Raw genomic sequence first — 12,470 nt, 5'->3', positions numbered from 1 at the left:
ATCGCTTTTATCTATATTTATATTGTTTACTCTGATAGTGCTTTGCATGTGTTATTAGGTGTTGCATCGTTGCTGCTTGAACAATTATTTATAAATTTTATAGACATAAAAAACCTGATATGAAATCAGGTTTTTACAGTGTTTTATCGTCGTTTACTGTTCCCAGTATGCTTGTTGTAAGCTGTCTTCTCGTTCAGGTAAGCCTTTGGTTAACCTTGGAGAGTGCTGGACGAGTACTTCATAACTTACACGATTAGCATACTTACTAATTTGTGAAAGTGATGAATAGGTAAGGGCATTGAGTTGATGTTTACTCGAGTTTGGCACATTGATTTGATGGTAAACATTTGCACTTAGATCGTGTAATACAGCAGCAAGGGCTGCATCACCTGCTCCATTGGTGTTTTTGATGCTATCAGGCCCACCCATGTACGGCGCAGTATGTGAATATATTTTTAGAGGTTGCTCACAATCTTTGAATCTCATACCCCTTGAATATTCATATTTATTAAAGTCAGGGATCGCACCAGGCATTAAAGTATGAGTTGTAAGGCGTTTCCATTTCTCATCGATGTAACCGCCTAAGAACATTCCTTTTTCACCAGCAGTACAAATAACCAGATCGACCCAATCAAGTGCTTTTTCAGTGGCGAGTAATGGATCCTCGAAACCGGTTATCGCTAGGCCTTCTTCTTCATTCATCGCTAAAATATCAACATGATTTTTAACAAACTCTTGCCACCATGCCGGATCTTGTTCGATTAAAAACTTAGTCCCTAATGTCAAAACGACAGGCACATTCGCTTTGTTAGCGTATTCAACCGCTTTTAATGTTGCCTGAGTCATTGTGTCATCAGCTTGCGTACGCATTAAATACGCGCTTATAACTAGTGCTGATGAGTGTGTTATTAATTGTTCAGATATTGATTCTGGGCGTAGTTTATTCATCAAGCCTGCACTGATGGCAAAGGTTCGCTCACCGGTTTCATCAATTAAGGTAAAGCATCGACCAATTGGTCCATCGACAGGTTGCAAGTATTCTAAATCAACTCGGCTCGATGTATTACTCAGAAATCGGTAAGCGTAACTACCGATTTTAATATTTTCACTCATCACCCCTAATAAGACTGAGCGATCATCGGCTAGCACAGAATAATTGTGCATGGTATTGCCAATAGTACCGCCTGCAAACTCGTAATCGACCATTTTATTTTGTTTCAGGTGATCGTAGAGAGCGTGAGTTGTTTCGTCGTCGATTACCTGCGACATTCCACGTTGTAGGCCAAATTGAGCAAGGAAGGAATTTTCAACTTTTGCTTCGATATCCACCACAATCTGATCAATACCAACGATATAGTTGTTCTTCAGTTTATTATCTTGCTGAAGTTGGTTAGTGAGAGGATCTTTCGCCTCCACCGGAAAATAATGTTTGTGCCTACGGCGACCTGGAAATTTCATGATTTATCTACATTGATTAGCTAAAACAAAAAGCGGCGAATTATAGCGTAAATAAGCCCCTTACGGCTATGGCTTAAGAAAAATTATCGAGATAATCCCTATTAGTTGCTAATACTAGATTATTTTTAGGCTTTTGCTTGCTGTATAATCAGTGTGAGTAAGGAATGAGGTGGTTATGATTGAGTATTCAGATGAATATTGGATGGCGCAAGCGCTAATGCTTGCTGATAAAGCAGAGGCTGAGGGGGAGATCCCGGTTGGAGCCCTTGTTGTGCGAGATAATGAAATTATTGCACAAGGTTGGAATCGCTCTATTTGCACCCATGATCCATCAGCGCATGCAGAAATGCTCGCTATTCGTCAGGCGGGACAATACTTAGAAAACTATCGAATGCTGGATTGCACCCTCTATGTCACGTTAGAACCTTGCTCTATGTGTGCAGGCTTATTGGTGCATAGCCGAATAAAGCGTTTAGTGTATGGTGCGGATGATGCTAAGACTGGCGCTGTAAATTCAGTAATCAATTTAGTTCAGCACCCGCAGTTTAATCATCAAATAGAGGTGACTTCAGGAGTGTTGGCACAGGAATGTGGTGATAAGTTATCGGCTTTTTTTAAACGTAGAAGAAAAGAAATTAAAGCATTAAGGCAAGAGCAAAAGAAAGTGCCACAGAAGCCTATTTAGGCTTCTGTGATTGGATCTGAATTAATTGGTTCAAGGTTCATTAATGCAAATAATCGACGACGCATGCTGATTTTTCGGTGTAAATTTTTCAACATGATTCTTCTTCGAGTTGAGCAAGAATTAATTGCTCTTTTTTTTATTCTGGGTGTTCTTCTTTTCAAATTTATTCTCCAAAAGTGAGAGGGGAGAAACGAGTATCACTTTATAAAATATAGGCTATTAAAAAATAGCGAATCCTAGTCTGAGTTTATTTCTCTAATGTAATAGGGTCTGAAAATTGCTGTGATTGATCGTCGTCAATTTGGAGTGTTTCTTCAGTCGACGCATTTTCATCTAACCACACCAAAGTATCATAATAGCGACGAATATTGTCAACATAGGTTACGGCCACATCTCCGCGAGCATAACCATACTTAGTGGTGCGATAGTAGCGCTTTTTAATCAGCAGCGGCAAACGTTTTTTCACCTCAGCCCATTTATCAGCGTCTGCACCGTCCTTTTGTGTCAGGATCCGCGCATCATTGACATGTCCCCAGCCTACATTGTAGGCCGCTAAAGCAAACCAAAGATTATCAGGGCTGGGAATTCTATCGGGAATACGTGACAGTAAACGGCTTAAGTAGATTGCGCCTCCCTTGATGTTTTGTTCGGGTTCTAAACGGTTTGTCACCCCCACATGTTTTGCTGTAGGTCGAGTTAGCATCATAATCCCACGCACCCCTGTAGGTGACTTTGCTTTGGGATCCCACATGGATTCTTGATAACTGAGCGCAGCCAGCAAGCGCCAATCAAGGTCCAACGCATACTCTTCAAACCATGGTTGATATTTAGGTAGAGTCGTTTTGACTGAATTAATAAAAGAGAGTGTGTTGATGTAATTGAATTGGCGAACATGGCCAAAGTATTTTTCTTCGAGTTCGTGAATAAGCCCTGTTTGTTGCGCCTCACCGAAGAACTCAACTAATAAAGCGTAAAGAGAGTCATCATTATCTTTTTTGAGCATCCAAGCGACTGGGTCACTGCGAGTAACTGAAAAGCCAATACTGAGCTCTGGGTGATAGCGTCGAAACAATGCCAATGTGTTTGAATCGGCGATGGTGTAATCGACTTCACCATCTATCACTTGTTGTAATAGTTCAGCTTCATCCATTTCATCGGTTTCAAGCCAAGTTAAGTCATTGAAGCGCAATTGCGCTTTACGTAAGCTATCAACATGGCTGCTTTTGGCTAATACGGTTAGGTTACCTTTAATTTGAGCAAAGTTTCGAGGTCTAACGTTGCCTTGTTTAAATACTAACTTTTGACTGATAGAGCGATATTCTGGAGCAAAACGAAAAGACTCTAAGCGGTTTTTATTGATAGTTAAACCAGAGGCGACAATATCGATATTGTTGTTATTAAGGCGAGGGAATAAATCACTTAAGCTGAAAAATGGCACAACCTCCAATTCAACGCCCAAAAAATCAGCAAATGCAGCGGCCAGCTCATACTCAAACCCTTCTTCACCATCGCCGCTTAAGTAATAAGTGCTTTGGCCTACTAAGAATCCAATACGAATTTTGTTCTGTTGATTGATTTTTTGCAGTTGTGTGGGTGTCTCTTGTTTCGAGCAAGAAATTAATACAACCAAACTCAATAGCAAAACAATGAAACGCATAGTGACCCACATTACTCGGTATGTTTTTCTTTTATAACAGAAGATTGTTGGTAGGTCACTTAACATTCAAAGGCAATGCTTGAATTTTCTGGTCTGAGCTGTATTTGTTTTCGCAGCTTTTGGGGTTTAATTTGGCGAATTTTTGAATTTGCAGTTAAAACCAAGTTTTATTTCCACTATAATGTCGCCTTTATTGATATATCGTTCAATCCCTAACCCCGGATGAAAATACCTATGTTGATCTTACGTGGTGCACCCGCACTGTCTGATTTTAGAGTTCAAAAAATCTTAAAACGTTGTGCTGATGCCAATTTAGCGGTAACGAATGTTTACGCTGAATTTATGCATTTTGCTAATTTAACAGCACAACTTAGCGATGCTGAACTGGATAAGTTAAAAAAACTGCTTACCTATGGCCCGACCGTTATCGAGCACGAGCCAGCGGGCACACTTATTTTAGTGACGCCGCGTCCAGGTACAATTTCTCCGTGGGCATCAAAAGCAACTGATATCGCGAAAAACTGTGGCCTAAGCCAGGTACATCGTATTGAGCGTGGCGTAGCCTATTATGTTGAAGGGGATTTAACTCCCGAGCAAGTAAACGATGTCGCTAAACTTCTTCATGACCGTATGACTGAAGCAACGCATGCAGAGCTTGATGCAGCAGCGCAGCTATTTAAAGTTGATGAACCGCGCCCTATGTCATCAGTTGATATTTTAGGTGGTGGTCGCGAGGCATTAGCCGCTGCGAATATCGAACAAGGTTTTGCTTTAGCTGATGATGAGATTGATTATCTCGTTGAAAATTTCCAGAAATTAGGTCGTAACCCGAACGACATCGAATTATTCATGTTTGCACAGGCAAATTCTGAGCATTGTCGTCACAAAATATTCAATGCAGATTGGACAATTGATGGTATTGAACAGCCGAAGTCGCTATTCAAAATGATTAAAAATACCTTCGAAACACATCCTGAAAACGTATTATCTGCTTATAAAGATAACGCGGCAGTAATGAAAGGATCGTTTGCAGGTCGTTTCTTCCCTAATGTTGCCGGTGAATATGCTTATCACCCAGAAAACATCGAAATATTGATGAAGGTTGAAACTCACAACCACCCAACAGCGATTGCGCCTTTTTCAGGTGCCTCGACAGGGTCAGGTGGTGAAATTCGTGATGAAGGCGCAACAGGGCGCGGCTCAAAACCAAAAGCGGGTTTAGTTGGTTTTACCGTATCTAATTTACGTATCCCAGGTTATGAGCAACCTTGGGAAACTGATTTTGGAAAACCTGCGCGCATTGTTAACGCATTAGATATTATGGTTGAAGGCCCATTAGGTGGCGCGGCGTTTAACAATGAGTTTGGTCGTCCTAACTTATTAGGTTATTTCCGTACTTACGAAGAACAAGTTAACAGCCACAATGGTGTAGAGGTGCGTGGTTACCACAAGCCGATTATGCTTGCCGGTGGTTTAGGGAATATCCGTACTGACCATGTACAAAAAGGTGAAATTCCAGTTGGCGCTAAGTTGATTGTACTTGGCGGCCCTGCGATGAACATTGGTTTAGGTGGCGGTGCAGCCTCTTCAATGACTTCAGGTCAATCAAATGAAGATTTAGATTTTGCTTCAGTGCAGCGCGAAAACCCAGAAATGGAACGTCGCTGTCAAGAAGTGATCGATAAGTGTTGGCAGCTTGGTGATGCCAATCCAATTGCGTTTATTCATGATGTGGGTGCGGGCGGTATTTCAAATGCATTCCCAGAATTAGTCAGTGATGGCGGTCGTGGTGGTAAATTCGAATTACGTAATGTACCAAACGATGAGCCTGGCATGGCACCACATGAAATTTGGTGTAATGAATCACAAGAACGTTACGTGATGGCTGTTGCTGCTGAAGATTTTGCTCGCTTTGAAGAAATCTGTAAGCGCGAACGTGCACAATATGCCGTAATTGGTGAAGCAACTGAAGAATTACACCTGACTGTATCTGATAACCACTTTGACAATAACCCTGTGGATTTACCTCTAGAAGTATTGCTTGGTAAAGCGCCAAAAATGCATCGTGAAGTGACGTCTTTACAAGCAAAAGGCGAAGCGTTAAATGTCAGCAACATTGATTTAGATGAAGCAGCTAAACGCTTACTACGCTTACCAGCGATTGCAGAAAAAACCTTCTTAATCACCATTGGTGACCGCACAGTGACTGGTTTAGTGGCTCGTGATCAAATGGTTGGTCCTTGGCAGGTCCCTGTTGCTGATTGTGCAGTAACCGCTGCTGCATTTGATACGTATCACGGTGAAGCGATGTCACTGGGCGAGCGTACGCCAGCCGCTTTACTTAACTACGGCGCTTCGGCTCGTCTAGCGGTGGCTGAATCATTAACCAATATTGCTGGTACCAACATTGGTGGATTAGAAAACATAAAGCTTTCTGCTAACTGGATGGCCGCAGCAGGTCACCCTGGCGAAGATGCGGGTCTTTACGAAGCTGTAAAAGCGGTAGGTGAAGAGTTGTGTCCTGCGCTTGGTTTAACCATTCCAGTGGGCAAAGATTCGATGTCGATGAAAACTCAATGGGACGAAAACGGCGAAGCGAAAGCTGTCACTGCGCCTCTTTCATTGATTATTACTGCTTTTGGTCGTGTTGAAGATGTGCGTAAAACCGTCACTCCTGAACTACGAACAGATAAAGGTGAAACAAGTTTACTGCTTATCGATTTAGGTGCAGGTCAAAACCGTTTAGGTGCTTCAAGCCTTGCGCAAGTTTACAAGCAGTTAGGCGATCAAACCCCAGATGTTGATAACCCAGAGTTCTTAAAAGGGTATTACAATGCGATGCAAGCATTGGTAGCTGATAGCAAGTTACTTGCGTATCACGATCGTTCTGATGGTGGTTTATTCACTACTGTGGCTGAAATGGCGTTTGCTGGTCGCGTGGGCGTAACAGTGAACCTTGATGGATTAGTGGGTTCTGATCTTGAAGTGCTATTTAACGAAGAGTTAGGCGGTGTGATTCAAGTTCGCAATAGCGATAAAGCTCAAGTGCTTGAAGTTTTCGCTGCGCATGGTTTAGCGTCTGTTACTCATGAAATCGGCGCATTAAACAACACTGATAACGTCTCATTTATGCGTAATGGGAATACAGTACTTGAAAATAGTCGTGTTGAGTTACGTACGATTTGGGCCGAAACAACTTATCAAATGCAAAGCTTGCGTGATAACCCTGAAGGTGCGCAACAAGAATTTGATGCCAAATTTGATGTTAACGATCCGGGCTTAAATACTCAGTTAAGTTTCGATTTAAACGAAGATGTGGCAGCACCTTACATTCTAAAAGGCGCAGCTCCAAGAATGGCCATTCTGCGTGAACAAGGTGTTAACTCTCATGTTGAAATGGCGGCTGCGTTTAATCGTGCAGGATTTGCTGCAGTCGATGTACACATGAGTGACATTTTAGAAGGTCGTTTATCCCTTGAAGAGTTTAAAGGCCTCGTTGCTTGTGGTGGCTTCTCTTACGGGGATGTATTAGGCGCAGGTGAAGGTTGGGCTAAATCTATCTTATTTAATGAGATGGCACGTGAACAGTTCCAAACATTCTTTGAACGTCAAGATACATTCAGTTTAGGTGTGTGTAATGGTTGTCAGATGCTTTCAACTCTAAAAGAGTTAATTCCTGGCACTGAGCATTGGCCACGTTTTGTTACCAATAAGTCAGAGCGTTTTGAAGCACGTTTTAGCTTAGTTGAAGTTCAACAAAGCCCGTCAGTCTTCTTCTCGGGTATGGCTGGTTCGCGTATGCCAATCGCTGTATCACATGGTGAAGGTCATGCTGAGTTTGCGAATGCTGGTGCGTTACAGTCGGCTATCTCAACTGGCACTGTGGCTGTCAAATTTGTAGATAACTACGGTAACCCAACAACTCAATATCCGAACAATCCAAATGGTTCACCTGAAGGTATTACCGGTATTACAAGCTTAGATGGTCGCGCAACAGTGATGATGCCACACCCTGAGCGTGTATTCCGTACGGTTGCAAACTCTTGGCACCCAGATGAGTGGCGTGAGGATAGCCCTTGGATGCGTATGTTCAGAAACGCACGTAAACACATTGGCTAATCAGACCAAGTAGATAAAAACCAGCCTTAATACGGCTGGTTTTTTTATGCCGTGAATTTAACTAAGAGAAAAACACTTTAGTGATTATTTAATAAAGACTTATTAAATAATTAGTTAGAAGTTATGTATCCTCATTATTCAGAAAAAAATCAGTTTTTATTTATCGCCAAAAGATAGCGCTGTCATTTTGATTTGTTTATAGTGACTTCAATAGTTAGGATTAAATATCATCTATATTGTGGCAGTAGTCATGTTCACAATTTACTTACTGGAGGCCTTAATGCGCTTAAAAAAAAGCATTATAGCGAGCTTATTTATCTCATCGCCCTTGATGGCTCAAGGTCAATTAAGTCAGCAAGCGTTACAAGATTTTACCCAAAATACTCAATTTCAATTTGCCGTTGTTGATAACTTTCATAACAAAGACGGTGGTTTCATTGGGCAAATTAGCTTAGCAAATAATTCAAATGTCGCATTGGCCAAAGGTGAGGGGGATTGGCAAATCTATGTCCACTCCATTCGTAAAATTACTTCCGTAGACAATCCGGGTTTAAAAGTTGAGCATGTTAATGGTGATTTACACCGTATCATTGCTACTAAAAAATTTAACGGCTTAGCTAAAGGTGAGCGTTTCAGTTTCAATTATGAAGCCGGTGCCTATATTGTTTCTTACACTGATTTTATGCCGCGTGCATTTATGGTGTCTGGCGAGAATACTCCTGCGGTTTTTGCCAATACCGATACTGAAGATATGAAAGCGTTTGTAGCGCCGTTTGTCAGAGAAAATCAACTAAAGAAATTTAATGAGCCAAAAGATTTATCTGTCATTGCCGATGCGGCCAATCGCTATCAGGCTAATTTAGCTAATAAAAAATACACAGTGTCACAACAAGCTGCGCTTAAGCGTATTATTCCAATGCCACAAAATGTTGACTTTAATCGTGGTGAAGTAACCGTGAATAACAGTTGGCAAATCCGTTTTGCAGGTCGGCTCACTTCAGAAGTTGCCGTATTTGTTGAAGACTTAACCAAAAACCATCAATTGACACTGAAAGCTCAACCTGACCATATTTCAGTGGGAGATTCTGCTGTCATTAATGTCAAAGTGGATGGCAAAGTCAATAAAGGTAAAAGTGAAAGTTATCGCCTAGAAGTCGATAAAAACAGCATTACAATAGTTGGAAGCGACAACGCAGGTGCCTTTTACGGCATGCAAAGTTTGTTAGCGCTTATTCCTGCAGATGCGAGTGAAACACTCACTTTACCTCGAGTTGAAATTCAAGATAGCCCACGCTTCGATTGGCGTGGTATGCATTATGATAATGCCCGTAACTATCATGGTAAAGACGCCATGTTCAAGCTGGTAGAGCAAATGGCGCGCTACAAATTGAATAAGCTACATTGGCATTTTTCTGAAGATGAAGGTTGGCGTCTCGAAATCCCCGGTTTACCTGAGTTGACAGAGATTGGTGCTTATCGTTGTTTTGATTTGTCTGAAAATAATTGTTTATTAACTCAGCTGGGGACTGGTCCTCATAAATCAGGATCTGGTAATGGCTATTTAACACGTGCGGAATTTGTTGAGTTATTAAAATTTGCCGCAGCTCGTCATGTGAATATTATTCCAGAAATTGAAGGCCCAGGGCATGCGCGTGCATCAATTAAGGCAATGGAAGCACGCTATCGTAACCTATTAAAGCAAGAGAAAGCATTACGCGCTGGCGCAATTAAAACCAGTGCTGAAGACGCTGAAGGGGCAGTTTTGCAATCATCAGCAGCTACTGCATATTTATTAAGTGATCCAGCCGATACTTCAGTGTATGAAACGGTTCAGCTTTATAAAGATAACTCAGTGAATGTCTGTATGGATTCGAGTTATCAATTTTTCGACAAAGTGACCTATGAGCTGCAACAAATGTATCGTGAAGCAGGAGTTCGCTTGACCAATCTTCACTTTGGCGGCGATGAGGTGGGTACGGGTTCGTGGACAGGATCACCTGCGTGTCAGGCTGTCTTCGATGATCCAACCAATGGGGTTGCTGGTGTTGCAGACTTAAAACCATATTTCACTCAGCGAATAGCAAAAATGTTGCACAAACGCGGCATCGCCCCTGGCGCGTGGGAAGATGGCTTAATGTACGATAGAACAAATCCGTTTAATCGTGCTGAAATGCCTAATCCTGTTTTTACTGCCAATGTTTGGGATAACATTTGGGAGTGGGGTGTGGCTGATCGCGCTTATCGTTTAGCCAATGAAGGTTATCAAGTGGTGATGTCTCATGGCACCCATTTGTACTTTGATCATCCTTATGAAGCGCACCCAGAAGAGCGCGGTTATTATTGGGCCACTCGTGCCACCAATACAGAAAAAGCCTTTGGTTACATGCCTGATTATGTGTATGCCAATGCTGATTTCACACGCACAGGTGAGAAAATTGACAACTTAGAAGCCTTAGTTGGGCGGCCAATGCCTGAGCTGGAAAAGTCTGAAAACATTCTAGGGATCCAAGGTCAAGTGTGGTCAGAAACAATCCGTACCGAAGATCAAGTATTGGCAATGATTTTCCCTCGATTATTGTCTGTGGCTGAACGGGCTTGGTATAAAGCTGATTGGGAAAGTAAAACCCCCAATGCGCTTGCGCGTAGCCAAGATTTTGCTGAGTTCTCTGCTGCATTATCATTGAAAGAGCTAGCAAAAATGGCTAAAGGTGGCGTAAAACCTTATTTACCAGTGCCTGGCGGGATTATCGAGCAAGGTAAACTCAAAGCCAATGCAGCATTTGATTATTTACCAATTGAATACAGCTTAGATAGCGGAGCATCTTGGCAGAGTTACACAGATCCGATCAGTGTTGATCCTCAGCAAAAAATAGCTTTAAGAACACGTTTAAATGATGACGTTGTTAGTAGAATAACGTATATAAATTAAGTATTTATACTTTTATGAAATAAAGAGAGGCGTTGAGCCTCTTTTTTTTGGCGAATAATTATTCATCTTAAGCTAGTAAAATGTCGTTATTTCACGTAAAGTTTTATGATAGCGCTGTCATTTTTGTATATACCTAGCATTTGCTAGCGTTTTACCTGCCTTTTTGGCGAGTGGCGTAAGATAAGCAGTGATGTTTAGAGTTTCCCCAACTTTGAGCTAGCTGTATTAAACTCAATAGTTAATCAAAGAAGAAGTTATGGAAGCTACAGTGGATACTCAAACAAGCTCAAAAAGTAACGCATTGCCAATGGTAATTGTTGCTGGATTATTTTTTATACTTGGTTTTGTTACTTGGATGAATGGCTCGTTAATGCCTTATCTCAAACAAGTATTACAATTAAGTCCATTTCAAGCCTCGCTGATCCTTTTTTCATTTTATATTGCAGTCACATTTACTGCGCTCCCCTCGTCGGCGATCATTCGTAAAGTAGGGTATAAAAAAGGGATGGCATTAGGGTTAGCAACCATGATGTTTGCGTGTTTCTTATTTATTCCTGCAGCTAAAACACAAATGTTTGCTTTGTTTTTAGTGGCGCAATTGGTGATGGGAGCAGGCCAAACGTTACTGCAAACTGCGGTTAATCCTTATATTGTTAAATGCGGACCTGAAGAGTCTGCGGCCGTGCGTGTCAGCATTTGTGGCATCTTAAATAAAGGTGCAGGGGTTGTTGCCCCAATCGTATTTAGTGCGCTTATTTTAAGTGGTTTCTCAGGTCTGGTGGGTACCGAATTATCTCAGACACAAATCGACGATATGGCTAACAGCCTTATTACTCCTTATATTGGTCTTGGGATTTTTATCGGTGTGCTTGCTTTTGCAGTGACGAAATCTCCTCTTCCAGAATTGCAATCAGAAGAAAGTGGTGGTGATGTCAACGAAACAGGCTTAATTAAGGCGGCGCTTCGTGTGCCAAGCTTAACACTTGGCGTGATTGCATTGTTCTTTTATGTTGCCGTTGAAGTGATAGCCGGTGACACCATTGGGGCCTTTGCGTTGTCGCTCGGTGTACAAAACTATGCCGTGATGACCTCTTATACCATGGCCTGTATGGTATTGGGTTATATCCTAGGTATTTTCCTTATTCCACGAGTGATTTCTCAGCAAACTGCGTTATCGTCTTCTGCAGTCCTTGGCGTGATTTTAACTCTGGCGATCGTCTTCGGTGATAACCAGTCTTACACAATTGCCAATACTTTTTTAGTGCCATTTGGTGGTGCACAATTACCTGATCCACTTTTACTTATTGCGGTGTTAGGTTTAGCTAATGCGATTGTTTGGCCTGCAATTTGGCCCCTTGCACTGTCTGGTTTAGGTAAATTAACAGCGACAGGTTCAGCATTATTGGTAATGGGGATTGCTGGTGGTGCATTTGGGCCGCTTTTTGTTGGTTTGGCAAGTTCGGTTCCTGCTGATCAAGTGGGTCAAGCGGGTGCCGCAGCACTGGCTCAGCAAGGTGGTTACATTGTGATGTTACCTTGTTACTTGTTTATTTTATTTTATGCCTTAAAAGGCCATAAAATGAAGAGTTGGAAATAACAAAAAAATTCTCAATGCATTGAGA

At 41.8% G+C, this 12,470-nt stretch carries 6 protein-coding genes; 4 read left to right on the top strand and 2 right to left on the bottom strand.

Annotated elements, in window-relative coordinates; all coding sequences use genetic code 11:
* Nucleotides 1-153 precede the first annotated feature (153 nt).
* Complete coding sequence (locus PULV_RS06935) at nucleotides 154-1,458, bottom strand: inosine/guanosine kinase (protein WP_086744668.1); 1,305 nt, start codon at nucleotides 1,456-1,458, stop codon at nucleotides 154-156.
* A 175-nt stretch (nucleotides 1,459-1,633) separates the two neighbouring features.
* On the opposite strand from PULV_RS06935, the gene tadA reads away from it, so the two are divergent.
* Nucleotides 1,634-2,143: a tRNA adenosine(34) deaminase TadA gene (gene tadA / locus PULV_RS06930; protein ID WP_193331250.1), complete on the top strand. Its 510-nt coding sequence runs from the start codon at nucleotides 1,634-1,636 to the stop codon at nucleotides 2,141-2,143.
* Between the two features lie 247 nt (nucleotides 2,144-2,390).
* On the opposite strand, the gene mltF is transcribed toward tadA, so the two are convergent.
* Nucleotides 2,391-3,812 carry a membrane-bound lytic murein transglycosylase MltF gene (mltF, locus tag PULV_RS06925; protein WP_193331249.1) on the bottom strand — a complete coding sequence of 474 codons (1,422 nt, stop codon included), beginning with the start codon at nucleotides 3,810-3,812 and terminating at the stop codon, nucleotides 2,391-2,393.
* Between the two features lie 222 nt (nucleotides 3,813-4,034).
* Here mltF and purL point away from each other — a divergent pair, with 222 nt between their 5' ends.
* The 3 genes from purL (at nucleotide 4,035) to nagP (ending at nucleotide 12,445) form a co-directional block, all read left to right on the top strand.
* Complete coding sequence (gene purL, locus PULV_RS06920) at nucleotides 4,035-7,919, top strand: phosphoribosylformylglycinamidine synthase (RefSeq protein WP_193331248.1); 3,885 nt, start codon at nucleotides 4,035-4,037, stop codon at nucleotides 7,917-7,919.
* A gap of 280 nt (nucleotides 7,920-8,199) precedes the next feature.
* Nucleotides 8,200-10,848 (top strand): family 20 glycosylhydrolase, encoded by a 2,649-nt coding sequence (locus PULV_RS06915; protein ID WP_193331247.1) that lies wholly within the window; start codon nucleotides 8,200-8,202, stop codon nucleotides 10,846-10,848.
* Nucleotides 10,849-11,104: 256 nt separating this feature from the next.
* Complete coding sequence (gene nagP, locus PULV_RS06910) at nucleotides 11,105-12,445, top strand: N-acetylglucosamine MFS transporter NagP (protein ID WP_086744664.1); 1,341 nt, start codon at nucleotides 11,105-11,107, stop codon at nucleotides 12,443-12,445.
* The last annotated feature ends 25 nt before the right edge of the window (nucleotides 12,446-12,470 follow it).

Origin of the sequence: Pseudoalteromonas ulvae UL12, from assembly GCF_014925405.1 — a bacterium.
GTDB classification, from domain to species: Bacteria; Pseudomonadota; Gammaproteobacteria; order Enterobacterales; family Alteromonadaceae; genus Pseudoalteromonas; species Pseudoalteromonas ulvae.
This window is presented reverse-complemented; position numbering and strand designations above follow the sequence as displayed.

Bases quoted from the DNA above. Each gene is read 5' to 3' on its own strand.
- purL (WP_193331248.1), top strand. From the start codon at position 4,035: ATGTTGATCTTACGTGGTGCACCCGCACTGTCTGATTTTAGAGTTCAA.
- tadA (WP_193331250.1), top strand. From the start codon at position 1,634: ATGATTGAGTATTCAGATGAATATTGGATGGCGCAAGCGCTAATGCTT.
- nagP (WP_086744664.1), top strand. From the start codon at position 11,105: ATGGAAGCTACAGTGGATACTCAAACAAGCTCAAAAAGTAACGCATTG.
- PULV_RS06915 (WP_193331247.1), top strand. From the start codon at position 8,200: ATGCGCTTAAAAAAAAGCATTATAGCGAGCTTATTTATCTCATCGCCC.
- PULV_RS06935 (WP_086744668.1), bottom strand. From the start codon at position 1,458: ATGAAATTTCCAGGTCGCCGTAGGCACAAACATTATTTTCCGGTGGAG.
- mltF (WP_193331249.1), bottom strand. From the start codon at position 3,812: ATGTGGGTCACTATGCGTTTCATTGTTTTGCTATTGAGTTTGGTTGTA.